This is a genomic window from Streptomyces iconiensis (assembly GCF_028657195.3).
Classification (GTDB): domain Bacteria; phylum Actinomycetota; class Actinomycetes; order Streptomycetales; family Streptomycetaceae; genus Streptomyces; species Streptomyces iconiensis.
In genome coordinates, this window is sequence record NZ_JANCPR020000013.1 from 89,392 (window position 1) to 105,988 (window position 16,597).

Sequence of the window (16,597 nt, forward strand, 5' to 3'; positions counted from 1 at the left end):
GTGCCCCGACCACCAGCATCGGGGGCACGCGGCGCGCCGAGCAGCGCACCGTACGCCACCGAGGGAGGACCACCGTATGAGCACCGACCGCAAACTGGTGACCAACGGGCACGTGATCACCATGGACCCCGCACACGGCGAACTGCCCTCGGGCGCCGTCCTGATCGAGGGCGACACCATCGCCGCCGTCGGGCCTTCGGCCGAGGCGTTCGCGGGGGTCGAAGCGGAACGGATCGACGCCCACGGCGGCTACGTACTCCCCGGAATGATCGACAGCCACCGGCACACCTGGCTGTCCCTGCTGCGCGCCGTCTCGGCCGACCAGTCGCTCCTGGAGTTCCTGGCGACCACCTTCAACGGCATCGGCGCGCTCATGACGGCCGACGACCTCGCCGCCGCCTCCCTCACCGGCGCACTGGACGCGCTGGACTCCGGCATCACCACCGTCCTGGACTGCTGCGACTGCGTGGACAGCCCCGCGCACGCCGACGCGGCCGTCGGCTCGCTCAAGGCGTCCGGCATCCGCTTCGTCTACGCCTACGGGATGCAGGAGTACGACGTACAGCCGCCGGTCTTCACCTCCCACGCACAGCGCCTCGCCGACGCCGCACGGCTGCGCGGGGAACAGTTCGCCTCCGACGACGCGCTCGGCCGCATGGGCATGCTCCACAGCGACTTCGGCCTGCTCCCCTTCGAGCGGACCGCCGACGAGATACGCGCGGCGCGCGAACTCGGGCTCCTCGGTGCCTCCCACACCGGCGCCGCCACCGGCTCCGTCCTGCTGCGCGGGCTGCGCGAGCTGGACGACCACGGCCTGCTGCTCCCCGGCCATCTGCACATCCACTGCCCGGCGCTCAACGACCAGGAATGGCAGCTCGTGGCGCGGACCGGCGGCAAGGTCACCATCGCGCCGGAGACCGAGATGCAGATGGGCATGGGCCACCCGCCCTTCCGCGCCGCGCTCGACCACGGTCTCGCGCCGGGGCTCAGCACCGACATCGTCTGCGTGGGTTCCGGCGACCTGTTCTCACAGATGCGGCTCGCGCTCCAGTTCCAGCGCTGCCTGGACCACGACCGCGTACACCGCACGGGCACCATGCCCGTCGATGTCGGGCTGACCGTGCGGGACGCGCTGGAGTGGGGCACCCGCAACAACGCCGACGCGCTCGGCCTCGGCTCCGTGACGGGTTCGCTCACCGAGGGCAAGAAGGCCGACCTGATCGTCGTCGAGCCCCGCATGGACCTCGTACGCTCCAGCAACCCCGCCGGCACCGTCGTACTGCAGTCCACGGCGGCCGACGTCGCGACCGTGCTGGTCGGCGGCGCCTGGCGGAAGCGGGACGGCAAGCTGGTGGGCCACGACCTGACCGCCGTACGGGAGCGCGCCAACGCGGCGCTGGACCGCGTCCAGCAGGCCGCTTCCGCCCTGCCCGTCCCCGGCAGGGAAGGCATCCACGACTGGTTCACCGGCGCCGAACGCACCGCCTCGGCGCACTTCGCCCGCGCCTACGCGCCCACGGGGGCCTGACGTACACGCACGAAGAAGGCCCTCCGCTCGCGCGGAGGGCCTTCGACTGTCTGTGCGCCGTCAGGGACTCGAACCCCGGACCCGCTGATTAAGAGTCAGCTGCTCTAACCAACTGAGCTAACGGCGCCTGCTGACGTCGTAGACCTTAACACCACGATCGGCGGGAGCGGAAATCGATATTCCGAACAGCACCCTTCCGACCTGCGCCGTCGCGCTCCGTCCACGGTCCGTGACCGGGGCGGTCGGCACGGTCTAGGGGCGGGCGGGCGGCTGTTCGCCCGGGACGCGCTCCTTCAGGAGGTCCTGGCCGAACTCGATCATCTTGCGCGCGTACTCCTCGGTCCAGCTGGCGCGGTCGGCGATGGCCGCGTCAGCCAGCATGTCGAAGCGCTTCGGGTCCGCGAGCTGCGCCGCCGCCACCGCCTGGTACTCCATCGCACGGTCGGCCGCCGCGCGGAACGCCACCACCAGCTCCGTCGAGCGCTCCAGCAGCTCGCGGGGATCGGTGAGGGACTCCAGGCCGAAGAAGTGCTCGTCGTCGGCCGTTGCCTCGGACGGTTCGAACAGCAGGGGTGCGGGACGGCGGTACCGGGGACCACCGCCCTCGGCGCTCCCCCCGGTTGAGGAGCGGGAAGGGTCCGGAGCCGAGTGCGGCTCAGACATGTACATACCTCCAGGGTCGTGGGCCGCTCCCCATTGTGCGCCCGACCGCGCCCCGTCCGCACGGCTCGCGCGTATCGGCCCGCGTTGGCGGCGTTCAGCGCGAGGGGACCGCGTGCGCCGCCAGGTGCGCCAGCACCGCCTGGTGGGCCTCCCAGCCGTCGGGCGCCTTGAGGGTGGCACCGAGCCGCACGGGTTCGGTGGCCGGATGGTCGTCCAGCAGTTCCGGTACGCCCGCGCGGCACACCACCACGCACGCGTGCCGGTGCCGTGAGGTCAGCACGCACAGGCGGCCCGTCTCCAGGTGGAACTCGGTCGCGTCAGGCCGCCCCGACAGGGGGTGCAGCACGACCGTCACATCGAACTCGCGCCCCTGGAGCCGGTTCGCCGTGTCCACGGTGACGCCCTCCACGTCCATGTACGCCAGCGCCGCGCGTACCGCCGCCGCCTGGTCGCGGTGCGCCGTGCCCACGGCGATCCGGCCGGCCGACAGCGCGACCGGCTCTTCAGCGCGCTCGCTGTGCGCGACCCCCTCGCGGTCGAGCATCCGGCGCACCACCTGTGCCACGGCGCTGACCGCTTCCGGGTCCGTGCGGGGCGTACGCGCGGCGGGCAGCTCCAGCAGGCCCCAGCCGGACCCGGCCGCCTCGTCCAGTACCCGGTCGACCGGCGAGCCGTCGGGGCGCGCGGTGAACGCGAGGCGCCGGTCGCCGTGTCCCGTGCCGCTGCGGAACGGCGTGTACGGGTAGAAGGCGTCCGAGACGAGCGGTGCGGCCGAGGCCGGCAGCCGCCAGGAGACCGGCAGTCTGTGCTGCGGCAGCTCCGGGTTGTGGGACAGCAGCGTGTCCACGGCGCTGGCCGACGGGTCGTGCGAGAAACCGGCCCACTGCTCGGCGCCGACCTGGCTGAACGGGTCGAGCTGGCCCGGGTCGCCCACGAACAGCGCCCGCTCGAACAGCCCGGCGACGGCCAGCAGCGCGTCCGAACGCATCTGGTACGCCTCGTCCACGATCGCGTGCCGCCACGGCTCCTCGGGCTTCACCCAGGCCCACTTGGCGGCCGTGGACACCACGATGTCCAGCCCGGCCAGGTCAGCGGGCTTCGCCGACTTCCGTACGGAGGGATGCCGGTCCAGCGCCGGGTCGTACGGCTTCGGCTCGCTGCTGTGCAGCCGGCCGACAGGCAGCTCGGGGTCGGCCGATGCCAGCCGGTCCACGAGGTCGTCGACCTGCGCGTTCGTCTGCGCGATCACCATCAACGGGTGGCCTGCCGCGGCCAGTTCGCGTGCCGCGCGTACGACGAGGGTGGACTTTCCCGCGCCGGGCGGTGAGTCCACGACCACGCCCTTGTACGCGCCGTGCAGCGTGTCGGCGAGGATCGCCTCGGTGGCGCGCGCCGCCGCCTCACCGGGCGCGAAGCCGCCGTTCCCGTCCGCCGGTACGTCCGCAGGGCGCGCGAAGGGGGGCACGGCGGCGGTCACAGCACGTCCTCCGGGGTCAGCGGGTCGGGGTCCTCGGCCGTCTGTTCGCCCGGCGGGCCGCCGTGGGTCCAGGGGGTCTCCTCCGGTTCGGGCAGCCCGGGGCCACCGCGCGGGGAGTGCTCGAAGAGCGTCCAGCACAACAGGTCGCCCGGCTCGGGCACCGTTCCCTGAGCGGGTTCCTTGCCGCGCCCCATGCCGCTGAGCAGCCGCAGCACGAGGACGCCGGGCTCGGGCTCCGCGACCAGCTCGGCGCGCTGCTGTGCGCCCTCGGGCAGTTGCCTGTGCACCTTGTCGCCCTCGGCCAGCAGCGGGGTGTCCTCCGTGCGGAGCGTCACCAGAGGGCGCGGTGTGGGGCGCTTGCCCTCCGAGTACGCCATCTCCACATCCGTCACCGCGGCGGTGAACGCCTCGCCCGCCAGCCGCCGTACGGCCATCACCAGCGGGTCGTCCAGCGCCTCCTGCGCCTCCAGTTCGGCCTGGCGCTGCTCGCGCATGGCCAGCTTGCGCGCTGCCGTGACGGCGTCGTCCCGCCGGGGCTGCGGCGGCTCGCCCGCGCGCAGCCGGTCGCGGTGGTGGGTGTAGGACTGCCGGTCGCGGCGCCAGCGGTCGGGCACGTGCGCGCCTTCCGGGAGCGCGCGCAACAGGTCGACGCCCTGCCACATGGCCTCCCACGTGGGCCGCAACTGGGACGCGATCAGCTCCCGCAGCTCCTCGGCAGCGCCGGGAACCCCCGCGTCGTAGCGCGCGACGGCCGGTGCGAGCAGCCTGTTGTCGAATGCCGGATCGGTCGCGGGCCCTGCCGGTGGCCGTACGAGCTGGCCCGTGCCGTCCCGCTCCAGCTCGGCCCTGCGCGCCGCTTCGGCGCCGCTCTCGCCGTCCGGGGGCGCGATCCACGCGAGCAGCGTGCCGAGGTGCTGGTCCTCCAGGTGGCTCTGGCCCGTCGCCCAGTGCCGGGTCAGCAGTCCCGTCAGCGGCAGCAGCAGCGAGGACCCCGGCACCCGCGAACGCTCGGCGTAGTGCGTCAGCCAGCGGCCGAGCAGCGGGACCCTGGGCGGCGCGGGGTAGGGCGTGCCGGGGTCCTCCTCGGCCGTGCGCCGGAACCGCATCGAGCGGCCCAGCAGGCGTACGAAGTCGACGCCCGGCGCGGTCGGCACGAGGAGCTGCGGCGCGTCGGCGCACAGTTCGGCCTCGACGGTGACGCGCTTGCCGCTCTCGGGGTCGGTCTCCTTGCGCTCGATCGTCTCCACCTCGTCCTGGCAGGACTCCAGGTGCGGCAGCAGCGCCTCGGCGAGCCTGCCCAGGAAGGCGAACCGCAGATCGCGGTCGCGCGGCTGCGCGACGGTGAACACCTGGGGCGCCCCCCTGTCGGTCCCCACCATCGCGCCCAGCGGGGCACCCGTCTCGCCCGCGGTGGTCAACGGAACGAGCACGAGCGGCCGTTCGGCCAGATGCCGGTGGCGTACGGTCGCCACCGGCTCGGCCCTGCCCGAGGCCGCCGCCTCCATCCGGGCCAGCGCGGAGATCAGCGACATGCCGCGCCTCCCGGCTCCGCGTCACAGGTCCCGCTCGCACGGAGCGCTTCGGCCCGGGCTCTGCTCGCGCCGAGCGCCTCGGTACGCAGGGCCGCCGCACGGCGCAGCGCGGCAGCGGCCGGCTCGTCGGTGCCGGGGCCCTCGGGGGAGGCCGCAGCGAGTACCTGGTCCACCGTCGCGAGCCCGCCCAGCTCGCCCCGTACGGAGCGGCCGAGGGCCTCCACGGCTCCCCCGTCGCGTGCCCGGTCCCGGCAGTGGAACGCCAGCTCACAGGTGGCCAGGCACTCGGGCGCGTAAGCGGCGGGCACGGATTCGACGGCGGCGGTCAGCGTGCCGGGGTCCTGCCCGGGCGAGAAGCTCGCGCCGGGCGGCAGCTCGGCCGCGATCTCGTCCACGCGGGTCAGCCGCGCCAACTGGCGCTTCGTGGTGGCCACTTGCTTGCGCAGCGGGAGCAGCGAAGCGGCCGGGTGGTTGGAGAAGTCCTTCGGGCACACGAGCAGTGCCTGCTCCCGCACGGCCCACGCGGCCGTGGCGCCGGGCCCCGCGAGTGCCAGTGCGTACACCGCCGCCTGGCGTGCGGCGGCGCCGACCTTGGCCGGGTCGGCCGAACCGTCCAGGATCGGAAAGGACTTGATCTCGATGACCGTCACCCCGCCGTCCGGGTGCAGGGCCAGCGCGTCAGGTTCCAGATAGGCCGTCGTCCCCGCGACCTCCAGCGTCAGGATCGGATGGTCGAGCAGCGCCCAGCCGCCGTACGCCTCGTCCAGTGCCAGCCGGGTGCGCGCGGCACGTCCGGCGGGGCCGTCGGCCGTCAGGTCGGGCAGCGCGACCTCGGACGTGTCAGGGCAGTCCTCGCCCGTGTGCGCGCACAGCAGCGCGAGCAGCGCCGCCCCGCCGTCGGCCTTCACCCGCGCCTCGAACGCGTTGCCGCGCACGAAGGCGAACTGGGACTGCCCGAACGGTGCGGGGGAGCCCAGCGCCTGCGCCACGGCGCCCTTGTCCACGCCCGCGCCGTCCAGCAGCGCGCGGCGGCGGCAGCCGGGGTTCGCCGCGAGCGCCGCCAGGGCTCGCGCGTCAAGGGGGCGCTGCGGCACGTCGGGCCCGCCGCGCAGCTCGGCGAGCCGCTGCTGCGGTGTCCGTTCCGCCTGGTGCGGCAGGGTGGCCTTCTGGCCTTCCGTGCCGCCGAGGGTGGGAGTCATCGGCTGTGGCCTCTGAGGAGGGTGCAGTATCCGCCGCAGTCTGGCATCCCCCGCCGACAGCGGCTCCCCGAGACCCCGTACGACCCCGAGACCCCCGTACGACCCCGAGTCCCCGTACGGCCCTCGTACGTCTCCCGCGCGGCTACCGGGCGGGCCGTCGGCCCCCGAGCAGCCCGTCAAGGCCCCGGGCAGGTGCTCGGCGGGCGCGTGAGCGAAACTGGGAGGTGGAGATTCCGCCAGTGTCGTCGGACCGGAAGAGTTCAGTTCCAGAGTCGAGAGGTCCCCATGGCAGCGCGCATTCTGTTGGTCCGGCACGGTCAGACCGAGTGGTCCACGACGGGGCAGCACACGGGTCGCACGGATATTCCGCTGCTCGATGAGGGGCGCAGCGCGGCCAAGGTGCTGGGGGAGCGGCTGCACCGCGAGCCCTGGAACGGGCTGCCCGGCGTCGAGGTGCGCACCAGCCCGCTGTCACGGGCGCGCGACACCTGTGAGCTGGCGGGATTCGGCGGTGCCCAGGAGTGGGACGCGCTGATGGAGTGGGACTACGGCGCGTACGAGGGCCTGACGTCCGAGCAGATCAGGGAGCGGAACGGCCCCGACTGGTTCATCTGGCACGACGGTGTCGTGGACGGCGAGAAGCTGTCCGAGGTCGCGGCGCGCGCTGACGAGGTGGTGCGCTGGGCGCGCTCCGCCGAGCGCGACGTACTGGTTTTCGCGCACGGTCACATCCTGCGGGTGCTGGGTGCGCGCTGGCTCGACTACGACCCGGCCTTCGCGGCGCAGTTGAAGCTGGATCCCGCTTCGCTGTCGATCCTGGGCTGGGCGTACGGCCTGCCGGCCATTGAGCGCTGGAACGACACGGGGCACCTTGGGTGAGCCTGCGCCTGCCCTTGGGCCTGCGCTCTCCCGTGCTGTGAGCCCGTGGTCGGTTGCCGGGTACGGGGTGCCCCTGTCCGTGTCCTGCGGGCCGCTGGTGCTCTGTGACTGGTCGCGCAGTTCCCCGCGCCCCTTTCGGGCGCCCCGTTTCAGGCCAGGGCTGCCGTGTGGGCGTGGCGGGCCAGGAAGCCCGCTACTGAGGGTTCGCGGCGGAAGGCGCGCAGGCGGCCGGCTGCCGTCTCCAGCATCGAGCTGATGCGGGTGGACTGTACGGGGCCGAGGAAGTCCAGGGCACGGGAGCCGGCCGCCGCTGCCTCTTCGGCCTCGCCCTGAGCGGCCAGGTCTCCGGCGAGTTCGGCGGTGAACAGGGCGCGGTTGCGGGTGAAGTGCGGGTCTTGGAGCTGGACGGCGCGCTCCGCGTGCTCGGCGGCACGCTCCCAGTCGTGCAGCGCGGACCAGCACTGGGCCTCCAGGCCCTCCAGCTCGGCCTCGCCGAAGAAGGTCATCCACTCGGGATCGGCCTCCGACCTGCCGCGCGCGAAGAGGTGCTGGGCGCGTGCCAGAGCCTGTTGGCAGCCGGGCCTGTCGCCGAGCCCGGCCCAGCCGCCCGCCTCGCGCAGCGAGAGCAGCGACATCAGGTGGTCGGAACCGAGGCCCCTGGCCGCCTGAAGTCCGGCCTGCGCCGCGCGTACGGCCTCGCGGGGGCGCCCCGCGTCGCGGGCGAGGAAGGCGGTGTTGCAGAAGGCGTGCGCCTCCAGCGCCGCGTCCCCCGCGACCCGTGCGGTGGCCAGCGCCTCGGCGTAGTGCGAACGCGCGTCGTGGTAGCGGCCCGAGTCGTGGGCCAACCAGCCTACGGAGATGGCGAGTTCACCGGCGCCGGTGTGGAGCCGGTCGGTGACGGACTGGCGCCGGGTGCCCGCGTCGAGCAACTCGTAGGCCGCGCGCAGGGATTCACCGGCGCGGCGGTAGATCCCGGCACCGCCGTGCCGGTCGTCGAGCAGCCGGATCTGGCGCACGGCCTGTTCGACGGCGCGGGCTTCGGCGTCGCCCGCGTACGCCTTCGCCGCCGAGCGGGGTGCGGCGGAGGCGGGGGGTGCGGCCCCGGGGAAGGTGCCGCCGAGGGTGGCGGCGAGGGCGGTGGGGCCGCCGGTCATGAACGCGCGACGTAGCACGTCGCTCTCCTCGTCGTGCTCGGGACAGTGGGGAAATTCGATGAGATCGAGGCTGTCGGGGCGGTCGGTGGCGAAGGGGTGTCCGGGGTGGCCGTACTCGGTGTGTGCGAAATGGCCGTAGGGGACGGGGGTTTCGGGGTCGGAGGGCTGGGAGGGGAAGAGGCGGGCAGTGAGGTGGTCGGGGCGCTCGGTCGGCCCCGCCGGATCCTGGGGCCCGCGCGGGGCCCTGGGCTCCGCGCAGCGCATCGTGGATTGCGGGGGCGCTTCCGGGGACCCGTACGCCCCGCGAACGCGCGCCGAGCGACCGCGGACGGACTCCCGCGGAGCGAAGCCCATGTCGGTCAGCGAGTAGCCGGGGAACATGTGCAGAAACACGCGCTCGTAGGCGTAGTTGGGGCACCTGATCTCGCCCGACTCGACGCGGCCGACGTACCGCGCGTCGCAGGAGACCTGTTCGCCGATTTCGCGCGCCGAACGGCGCACTGCGGCGGCGAACTCGCCGGGTGAGAGGAGCCCTCTGAGCGCTCTGAAAGCGGTGTTGGGGCTGCACTGCGGACTTGGTGACGTTGAGGGTGACGACGCCATGGCGGAAACGTACCGGCTGTAATGGGGTCGCCACCCTGGGTTTGGCTACAAACCGGATATCTCACCCGCCTTCTGCCATGAACCGCCATCCAATGCGACGGTCCGCCGCCGTAGCCGTGGACAGGAAAGGGCGTTGGACCGTGCACAGCGACCGCGAGGAGGGGTCCCCTTGTTGGACACCGGAGCAGGTATCGGCGTCCCAGCCAGCGGCACGCGGGAGGCCGCCCAGGAGGCGGCGACCGCGCACCACACGACCCACGCGACCATCCCGTGCCCCCCACCGGAGGCGGCGTCCTCCGGTGCGGGTGAGGCCCCCTGCGATCTGGTGACCGTGCCCGCGCTGCACGGACTTGAGGCCGTCGACATCCTGCGCCTGCGTGACGGTGTGGGCCCCGTGCTGCACGACAGGGCGGGGGACACTCTCGGCTTCCTCGTACCCCCGGGCACGGCCGACTGCTGGGACCTGCCCGGCAGCGCGTGTACGCAGACCCTCGCGCACGCACGCGCCGCGGCGGCCGAGCCCCCTGTGGCCGGCGCCGGTTGGCTCGTGCCCCCCGAGGGCGCCTACATGGGAACCACCGAACCCGCCGAACTGCGCGCCGCGCTCGGCGAGGCCGCCCGCACCATCGCGGCGGCCGGGCACCGTCTGTAGCCCGCCGCGCGCCTTCCCCGTGCCCTGACCGATACTGGACGGGTGGCACGGGACAGGCAGCGGCGCGGCGGCAGAAGAACCAGGGAGCCCGTGACCACGCAGGTCGCGGGCGGGACGGCGTGTCTGGAGCCGGACCAGGACCGCGCACGGGCCTGGACCCTGCTGCTCGACGGCGCCCCCCAGTCCCATGTCGACCTCGACGACCCCACGTATCTGTCCTTCGCCTACCAGCGCAGGCTCGGCCACATCGCCGATCTCGCCGCACCGCCGGGCAGGCCGCTCCAGGTCCTGCACCTCGGCGGGGGAGCGCTCACCCTCGCGCGGTACGTCGCCGCCACCAGGCCGCGCTCGCTCCAGCAGGTCATCGAGGTGGACGGCGCCCTCACCCAACTGGTGCGCAGCGAACTGCCGTTGGAGCGCGGCTGGCGGATTCGGGTCCGCGAGGGCGACGCGCGTGCCGGGCTGGCGAAGCTCCCCGACGGCTGGGCCGATCTCGTGCTGGCCGACGTCTTCAGCGGTGCCCGTACTCCCGCCCACCTGACCAGCGTGGAGTTCCTCACCGAGGTGCGCAGGGTGCTGCGGCCCGCCGGCTGGTACGCGGCCAACATCGCCGACGGTCCGCCGCTGCGCCACCTGCGGGGCCAGATCGCCACCGCTGCGGCCGTCTTCTCCGAGCGCTGCCTGGTCGCGGATCCCGCCGTGCTGCGGGCCCGCCGCTTCGGCAACGGCGTGCTCCTGGCCGCCGACGGCGAGCTGCCCGTCGCCGAACTCACCCGGCGCAGCGCGGGTGACCCGCACGCGGGGAGGGTCGAGGCGGGGCGCTCACTGGACGCTTTCACCGGCGGTGCCAGGCCGGTGACCGACGCCACGGCGGCGGCTTCCCCGGCGCCGCCGGAGGGCACGTTCGACTGAAGGCCCGCTCGGGGTGCGGTAGTTGGGCCTGCCAGCAGTGAACCAGCGGGCGGCGGCACCGAGTCAGCGGGCGGCGGACCGGGGTGGGGGCGCTCCCGTGGGGGTTCCGTTCAGCCTCTGAAGGTTTCGATGCGGGGGTGTGCGCTGTCGTCCCAGCGGCAGAAGACCGAGGAGGACGCGTCCCCGTTGGTGAAGGTCACGCGGATCCAGGTCGAGGAGTTCCAGACCTTCATGTCCCAGCCCGAGTCGGGCGTCGCCGAGACCAGCGTCGCCGAGTCGCCGCCCATGTCGAAGACGGCACGGCCGCCCGGCACCGTGGTGCCCTTGACCGCTCCCGTCGAGGGAGCTTTCGCGGGTGGCGCGGGGTTGCCGGGTGTTGCGCGGGAGCGCTCGGGTGCCGGTTCGCGTGGTGCCTGGCTCTTCCCGTTCTCGCGCGTGGGGGACGTGGAGGGCTTGCGCGACGGGGAGGCGGACGGCGAGGGCGGCTTGGGGCGGTGGGTCGAGGACGCCTGCGGATCGGCCACCCCGGAGTGCTGGTCCTTGAGAGGGAGGGCGCGCGGCGGGTCGTACGAGGTGCCCGAGAGCACCGTGTGCACGCCGAACCATGAGAGCGTCACGGCGGCGCCGGTGGCCAGAGTCCAGGCCCCCGCGTGCACCAGCCGCAGTCGGAGGAGGCGTCGCATCCCCGCAGCCTAAGTGCTGCACCGGGAGTGCCGCGCCGGACCGTGGATCACATGCGGCGCCTCCCCCAAGCTCTTCGAGCAGGGAGGTACCCCCATGGCTGGTCGCGCGGCTCCCTCCCCGTGCCCCTCCGGAATGCGCCTGTGCCGCAGCAGCCTCACCGGAGCCGTTGGCCGCCGGGCGCATGACGTACGGTTCCGCCCATGGCACGAGTGCTCGTGGTCGAGGACGACCAGTTCGTACGGTCAGCGCTCATCCGGCACCTCACCGAAGCGGCACACACGGTCCGTAGCGTGGGCACGGCGCTGGAGGCGTTGCGTGAGGTCGCGCAGGTGGGCTTCGACGTGGTCATTCTCGACCTGGGGCTGCCCGACCTCGACGGCGCCGAGGCGCTGAAGATGCTGCGCGGCATCACCGACGTACCTGTGATCATCGCCACCGCGCGGGACGACGAGACGGAGATCGTCAGGCTGCTCAACGCGGGCGCCGACGACTACCTGGTCAAGCCCTTCTCCGTGGAGCACCTTTCGGCACGGATGGCGGCCGTGCTGCGGCGCGCGCGTACGAGCGGTGCGGGCGAGGACGGCGAGGAGCGGGTCATCCGGGTCGGTGGCCTCGCGATAGACCCGTTGCGCCGCCAGGCGGAGCTGGACGGGGCACTTCTCGACCTCACCCGCAGGGAGTTCGACCTGCTGGCCTTCCTCGCGCGGCGGCCCGGTGTGGTCGTTCCGCGCAGGGAGCTGCTGGCCGAGGTGTGGCAGCAGTCCTACGGTGACGACCAGACCATCGACGTTCACTTGTCGTGGCTGCGCCGGAAGTTGGGTGAGACGGCGGCCAGCCCGCGCTATCTGCACACCCTGCGCGGTGTCGGTGTGAAGCTGGAGCCGCCACAGCGGCAGCGGCCGGACGCCCCGCGATGAGATGGGCGCTGGTCAAGGTCTGCCTCGCCGTGACGGTGATGGTGGTCGTGGCCTTCGCCATCCCGCTGGCGCTCGTGGTCAAGGAGACGGCGCGGGACCGCGCGTTCTCCAACGCCGAGCGGCAGGCGTCCACCGTGGGCCCCGCGCTCGCGATCACCACCGACCGGCGCGAGCTGCAACGGGCCATCGCCATCACCCAGGCGGGCGCCGACGGCAGGATCGCCGTCCATGTGCCCGCCGCACGCAAGCGCACGGGGCCGGCCCGGGGCGCGAAGGGGGCCGCGCCGCACGGCGAGATGCGGGTCGGGCACTCGCGGGCGCCGAGGGAGCGGCTGGAGGCGGCGCAGCGGCTGGGGCGGGCCTCGACCGTCGCTGTCGAGGGCGGGTTCGCGCTGCTCAGGCCGACGGCGGTGGCGGGCGGCAGGGTCGCCGTCGTGGAGATCTTCGTGCCCGACGACGAGGTCACCAACGGCGTCGCGACCTCTTGGATCGTGCTCGCCGGGGTCGGCATCGCGCTGATCGTCGGCTCGGTCGCGGTCGCCGACCGGCTCGGCACCCGCATGGTGCGCCCCGCCGAACGGCTCGCCGGAGCGGCGCACGACCTGGGCGAGGGCAAGCTCGGGGTGCGCGTCCCCGAGGAGGGGCCGACCGAACTGCGGTCGGCCGCCGTCGCGTTCAACTCCATGGCCGATCAGGTCGTACGGCTCCTGGCCAACGAACGGGAGCTGGCGGCCGACCTCTCGCACCGGCTGCGCACCCCGCTGACGGTGCTCCGCCTCAACGCGGCCTCCCTGGGCGAGGGCGACGCGGCCGACCAGACCCGCGAGGCGGTCGCGCAGCTGGAGGGCGAGGTGGACACGATCATCCGTACGGCGCGGCAGCAGAAGGCGCAGTCGCCCGGTGCGGCCGTGACCTCGGCCTCCGACGCCGCCGAAGTCATACGCGAGCGGATGGGTTTCTGGTCGGCGCTGGCCGAGGACGAGGGCCGCGAGGCGCGGCTCGCCGGCGTGGACAGGCCCGTACGGGTGCCGGTGGCGCGGGGCGAACTGGCCGCGGCCGTCGACGCGATGCTCGGCAACGTCTTCCGGCACACGCCCGAGGGCACCGCCTTCTCCGTCGATGTGCACAGCGCCGAGGACGCGGTGATCGTGCTCGTCTCCGACGCGGGCCCCGGTATCGCGGACCCGGAGGCGGCGCTGCGGCGCGGGCACGGCGACGGTGGCCCAGGATCGACGGGCCTCGGCCTGGACATCGTGCGCCGGGTGGCCGAGTCGACGGGCGGGGACGTGCGGCTGGGCCGCTCGGTGCTCGGGGGCACGGAGATACGGGTGTGGCTGGCGCTGCATCACGGTGCCGGAGTGCGAGGTGGGGGGCGGGTAAGCCACCGTCTGCGCCGTAGACGGCGCGGTGCGTGACACCGTGCGGGCTCCGCCTCAGCGGGCCCTTTCGCCTTCCTTAAGCGAGCCATAAGGAGCCCAACGCCCGTCTGTTTTACGGGTTTTGCCCGGTTCACCGGCAGTACCGTGCTTCCGTTCCCTCCCGTAGACCCCCACAGATCGAGGCACCCGCACGATGACGAACCCCCAGGGACCCGGCAGCCACCGCCGCCGTACGAGCCGCAGGGCGAAGATGATCACAGGCGCGACGGCAGCGGCGCTCGTGGTCGGCGGTGGCTTCCTGCTCGCAGGCAACGCCACGGCGGGCGAGGAGCCGGCCGCCGCGCCGGAGGCCAAGGGCACGCCCTTCACGCCGTACGTCGACACCTCCCTGCAGCCCTCCTACGACCTGCTCAAGAGCGCGCGGAAGACCGGGGTCAAGGAGTACAACCTGGCCTTCGTCACCAGCGCGAACGGCGCCTGCGTACCCAAGTGGGGCGGCACCCAGGACCTGAAGGCGAACCCTGTGGCCCAGCAGATTTCCAAGCTGCGCGCCGAGGGCGGCGACGTGCGGGTCTCCTTCGGCGGCGCCAACGGTTCCGAACTCGGCCTGGCCTGCGACTCGGCGGCCGATCTCGCCAAGGCGTACGGGAAGGTCATCGACACCTTCGACCTGAAGAAGATCGACCTGGACATCGAGGGCGCGGCGCTCCCCGACACCAAGGCCAACAACCTGCGCGCCAAGGCCGTCGCCTCGCTCCAGAAGAGCCACAAGAGCCTGGACGTCTCCTACACGCTCCCCGTGATGCCGGAGGGCCTCACCCAGCCCGGCGTCGCGCTGCTGGAGAACGCGAAGAAGAACGGTGTGAAGGTCTCGGCCGTGAACATCATGGCCATGGACTACGGCCCGTCCTACGACGGCGACATGGGCACCTACGCCACCAAGGCGGCCACCGCGACCCACAAGCAGGTCAAGAAGTCGCTCGGCCTCAGCGAAGCCAAGGCGTGGAAGGCCGTGGCGCTCACCCCCATGATCGGCGTCAACGATGTCGTCGTGGAGGTCTTCACGCCCTCGGACGCCAAGCAGGTCAAGAAGTTCGCCGACAGCAAGGGCATGGGCTGGGTCTCGATGTGGTCGGGCACCCGCGACAAGGCGTGCCCCGGCGGGCCCAAGAAGGAGGCCGATCCCACCTGTTCCAGCATCGACCAGAGCGCCTACGCGTTCAGCAAGGCGTTCGCCGGATGACGCCGCCGGGCACCCGACCGGGCGCCCCACCCGGCACCCCGCACTGACCGCCAGAACCACGGCGGCCCGGTAGCAGCCACCGGGCAGCCCTCCCGGCCGGGGGTCACCCCCGCACCCCCGGCCAGGCGGGCGGGGCGCGACGGCCTTCCAACCCCCCACACCCGCCGCGCCCCGCCTCAGCCGAGCCCCCGTCCCAGAGGCCCCGTCCCAGAGGCCCCGCCCCAGAGGCCCTGTCCCCGAGGCCCCGTCCCCGAGAGGACCGAGGCCCGAGGGGCACCCCCCCCGGGCCCCTCCCCAAGGGCCCCGCTGAAGCGGTCAGGCCGCGTCCGGTATCCGTCCGCTCGCCGCGACCCGCGCGTACCACAGCGCACTGGACTTGGGCGTGCGCCGCTGGGTGCCGAAGTCCACGTGCACGGCGCCGAAGCGGCGGCTGTAGCCGTAGGCCCACTCGAAGTTGTCGAGCAGCGACCACAGGAAGTAGCCCCGCACATCGGCACCCTGGGTGAGCGCCTCGTGCACGGCGGTGAAGTGCCGTCGCAGGTAGGCGATGCGCTGCGGGTCGTGCACCATGCCGCCGGCGTCCGGCACGTCGTCGTAGGCGGCGCCGTTCTCCGTGACGTACAGCGGGAGCCCGGGTGCCTCGCGGTGGAAGCGCAGCAGCAGCTCCGTCAGCCCCGTCGGGTCGATGGACCAGCCCATCTCGGTCCGCTCGCCGGGGTGCTGGTGGAACGAGACGTGCTCGGAACCCGGCCAGGGCGAGTGCTCGCTCGCGCCGTGCCCGTCGTCCCGTGAGGGTGGCACGGGGTCGGAGCCGTTCCGGTCGGGGGCCGAGACCAGGGACGGCGTGTAGTAGTTCAGGCCGAGAGCGTCCAGCGGCTGTGCGATGTCCTTCAGATCGCTGTCCCGTACGCAGGACCAGTCCGTCAGGTGCGCGGTGTCGGCGATCAGGTCCTCGTCGTAGACACCGCGCAGCATGGGGCTCGTGAAGACGCGGGTGGCCAGCGCGTCGATCCTGCGTGCCGCGTCCTGGTCACCCTGCGCTTCCGAACGGGCCCGTACGGCGGCCGGGTTGAGGCTCACCATCAGCTTCGCCTCCGCCGGCAGCGTGGCACGCAGGGCCTGCGCCGCGAGTCCGTGCGCGAGGTTGAGGTGGTGTGCCGCGTGCAGCGCGGCGACCGGGTCGGTGCGTCCCGGCGCGTGCACCCCCGAGCCGTAGCCGAGGAAGGCGCTGCACCACGGCTCGTTGAGGGTGGTCCAGTTGACCACCCGGTCACCCAGCGCCTCGGCCACAAGCCCCGCGTACTCGGCGAAGCGCAGCGCCGTCTCCCGCGCCGGCCAGCCGCCCTCGGGACCCGACTCCAGGTCCTGCGGCAGGTCCCAGTGGTAGAGCGTGAGGAACGGGGTGATCCCGTGCTCCAGCAGCTCGTCGGTCAGCGCGCGGTAGAAGTCCAGCCCGCGCTGGTCGGCGGGCCCGCTTCCGGTGGGCTGTACGCGCGACCAGGAGACCGAGAAGCGGTAGGCGTCCAGTCCGAGCGCGCCCATCAGCGCCACGTCGTCGCGGAAGCGGTGGTAGTGGTCGCAGGCTTGGTCGCCGGTGTGGCCCTCGTGCACCTTGCCCGGCGTGCGGCAGAACGTGTCCCAGATCGAGGGCGACCTTCCGTCTTCCCGCGCTGCGCCCTCGACCTGGTACGCGGCGGTCGAGGTGCCCCACAGGAAGCCGCTGGGGAACTGCGGCTGGACGGGTCGGGCCTGAACTGTCATGGAAGCGCTCCCAG

General features: G+C 73.2%; 14 protein-coding genes and 1 tRNA gene. 7 read left to right on the forward strand and 8 right to left on the reverse strand.

Annotated features, from left to right (window positions below; translation table 11 throughout):
* Positions 1–76: 76 nt before the first annotated feature.
* Positions 77–1,528: an amidohydrolase family protein gene (locus NMN56_RS15275; protein WP_274043796.1), complete on the forward strand. Its 1,452-nt coding sequence runs from the start codon at positions 77–79 to the stop codon at positions 1,526–1,528.
* Between the two features lie 53 nt (positions 1,529–1,581).
* Here NMN56_RS15275 and NMN56_RS15280 read toward each other — a convergent pair.
* From NMN56_RS15280 to NMN56_RS15300, 5 genes are all read right to left on the reverse strand, one after another.
* Positions 1,582–1,655, reverse strand: a tRNA-Lys gene (locus NMN56_RS15280).
* 125 nt (positions 1,656–1,780) lie between these two features.
* Positions 1,781–2,191 (reverse strand): hypothetical protein, encoded by a 411-nt coding sequence (locus NMN56_RS15285; protein WP_274043797.1) that lies wholly within the window; start codon positions 2,189–2,191, stop codon positions 1,781–1,783.
* A 94-nt stretch (positions 2,192–2,285) separates the two neighbouring features.
* Complete coding sequence (locus NMN56_RS15290) at positions 2,286–3,656, reverse strand: AAA family ATPase (protein WP_430542590.1); 1,371 nt, start codon at positions 3,654–3,656, stop codon at positions 2,286–2,288.
* 8 nt (positions 3,657–3,664) lie between these two features.
* On the reverse strand, positions 3,665–5,200 hold the full coding sequence (locus tag NMN56_RS15295) for a hypothetical protein (protein WP_274043798.1): 1,536 nt from the start codon (positions 5,198–5,200) through the stop codon (positions 3,665–3,667).
* Positions 5,191–6,399 (reverse strand): hypothetical protein, encoded by a 1,209-nt coding sequence (locus tag NMN56_RS15300; protein WP_274043799.1) that lies wholly within the window; start codon positions 6,397–6,399, stop codon positions 5,191–5,193. The genes NMN56_RS15295 and NMN56_RS15300 overlap by 10 nt, the downstream gene beginning before the upstream one ends.
* 285 nt (positions 6,400–6,684) lie before the next feature.
* On the opposite strand from NMN56_RS15300, the gene NMN56_RS15305 reads away from it, so the two are divergent.
* Positions 6,685–7,278: a histidine phosphatase family protein gene (locus NMN56_RS15305; protein WP_274043800.1), complete on the forward strand. Its 594-nt coding sequence runs from the start codon at positions 6,685–6,687 to the stop codon at positions 7,276–7,278.
* A 149-nt stretch (positions 7,279–7,427) separates the two neighbouring features.
* Here NMN56_RS15305 and NMN56_RS15310 read toward each other — a convergent pair whose 3' ends face one another.
* The gene (locus NMN56_RS15310) at positions 7,428–9,035 is read right to left on the reverse strand and encodes an NsdA family TPR-like regulatory protein (protein ID WP_274043801.1); all 1,608 of its coding nucleotides are present in this window, start codon (positions 9,033–9,035) and stop codon (positions 7,428–7,430) included.
* Between the two features lie 169 nt (positions 9,036–9,204).
* On the opposite strand from NMN56_RS15310, the gene NMN56_RS15315 reads away from it, so the two are divergent.
* Positions 9,205–9,687, forward strand: coding sequence for a hypothetical protein (locus NMN56_RS15315; RefSeq protein ID WP_430542583.1), 483 nt, complete (start codon positions 9,205–9,207; stop codon positions 9,685–9,687).
* Between the two features lie 42 nt (positions 9,688–9,729).
* Positions 9,730–10,599, forward strand: a complete 870-nt coding sequence (locus NMN56_RS15320) for a spermidine synthase (RefSeq protein WP_274043802.1) — start codon at positions 9,730–9,732, stop codon at positions 10,597–10,599.
* A 110-nt stretch (positions 10,600–10,709) separates the two neighbouring features.
* On the opposite strand, the gene NMN56_RS15325 is transcribed toward NMN56_RS15320, so the two are convergent.
* Complete coding sequence (locus NMN56_RS15325; RefSeq protein ID WP_274043803.1) at positions 10,710–11,282, reverse strand: hypothetical protein; 573 nt, start codon at positions 11,280–11,282, stop codon at positions 10,710–10,712.
* Between the two features lie 201 nt (positions 11,283–11,483).
* Here NMN56_RS15325 and NMN56_RS15330 point away from each other — a divergent pair, with 201 nt between their 5' ends.
* From NMN56_RS15330 to NMN56_RS15340, 3 genes are all read left to right on the forward strand, one after another.
* Positions 11,484–12,200, forward strand: a complete 717-nt coding sequence (locus NMN56_RS15330; protein ID WP_274043804.1) for a response regulator transcription factor — start codon at positions 11,484–11,486, stop codon at positions 12,198–12,200.
* Positions 12,197–13,615 carry a sensor histidine kinase gene (locus tag NMN56_RS15335; RefSeq protein WP_274043805.1) on the forward strand — a complete coding sequence of 473 codons (1,419 nt, stop codon included), beginning with the start codon at positions 12,197–12,199 and terminating at the stop codon, positions 13,613–13,615. The genes NMN56_RS15330 and NMN56_RS15335 overlap by 4 nt, the downstream gene beginning before the upstream one ends.
* Before the next feature lie 157 nt (positions 13,616–13,772).
* The gene (locus tag NMN56_RS15340) at positions 13,773–14,822 is read left to right on the forward strand and encodes a chitinase (protein WP_274043806.1); all 1,050 of its coding nucleotides are present in this window, start codon (positions 13,773–13,775) and stop codon (positions 14,820–14,822) included.
* 315 nt (positions 14,823–15,137) lie between these two features.
* On the opposite strand, the gene NMN56_RS15345 is transcribed toward NMN56_RS15340, so the two are convergent.
* Positions 15,138–16,583 (reverse strand): GH1 family beta-glucosidase, encoded by a 1,446-nt coding sequence (locus NMN56_RS15345; protein ID WP_274043807.1) that lies wholly within the window; start codon positions 16,581–16,583, stop codon positions 15,138–15,140.
* Positions 16,584–16,597: the final 14 nt, after the last annotated feature.

Coding starts and splice junctions, on each gene's coding strand:
- NMN56_RS15275 (WP_274043796.1), top strand. CDS start 77: ATGAGCACCGACCGCAAACTGGTGACCAACGGGCACGTGATCACCATG.
- NMN56_RS15285 (WP_274043797.1), bottom strand. CDS start 2,191: ATGTCTGAGCCGCACTCGGCTCCGGACCCTTCCCGCTCCTCAACCGGG.
- NMN56_RS15295 (WP_274043798.1), bottom strand. CDS start 5,200: ATGTCGCTGATCTCCGCGCTGGCCCGGATGGAGGCGGCGGCCTCGGGC.
- NMN56_RS15300 (WP_274043799.1), bottom strand. CDS start 6,399: ATGACTCCCACCCTCGGCGGCACGGAAGGCCAGAAGGCCACCCTGCCG.
- NMN56_RS15305 (WP_274043800.1), top strand. CDS start 6,685: ATGGCAGCGCGCATTCTGTTGGTCCGGCACGGTCAGACCGAGTGGTCC.
- NMN56_RS15310 (WP_274043801.1), bottom strand. CDS start 9,035: ATGGCGTCGTCACCCTCAACGTCACCAAGTCCGCAGTGCAGCCCCAAC.
- NMN56_RS15325 (WP_274043803.1), bottom strand. CDS start 11,282: ATGCGACGCCTCCTCCGACTGCGGCTGGTGCACGCGGGGGCCTGGACT.
- NMN56_RS15330 (WP_274043804.1), top strand. CDS start 11,484: ATGGCACGAGTGCTCGTGGTCGAGGACGACCAGTTCGTACGGTCAGCG.
- NMN56_RS15335 (WP_274043805.1), top strand. CDS start 12,197: ATGAGATGGGCGCTGGTCAAGGTCTGCCTCGCCGTGACGGTGATGGTG.
- NMN56_RS15340 (WP_274043806.1), top strand. CDS start 13,773: ATGACGAACCCCCAGGGACCCGGCAGCCACCGCCGCCGTACGAGCCGC.
- NMN56_RS15345 (WP_274043807.1), bottom strand. CDS start 16,583: ATGACAGTTCAGGCCCGACCCGTCCAGCCGCAGTTCCCCAGCGGCTTC.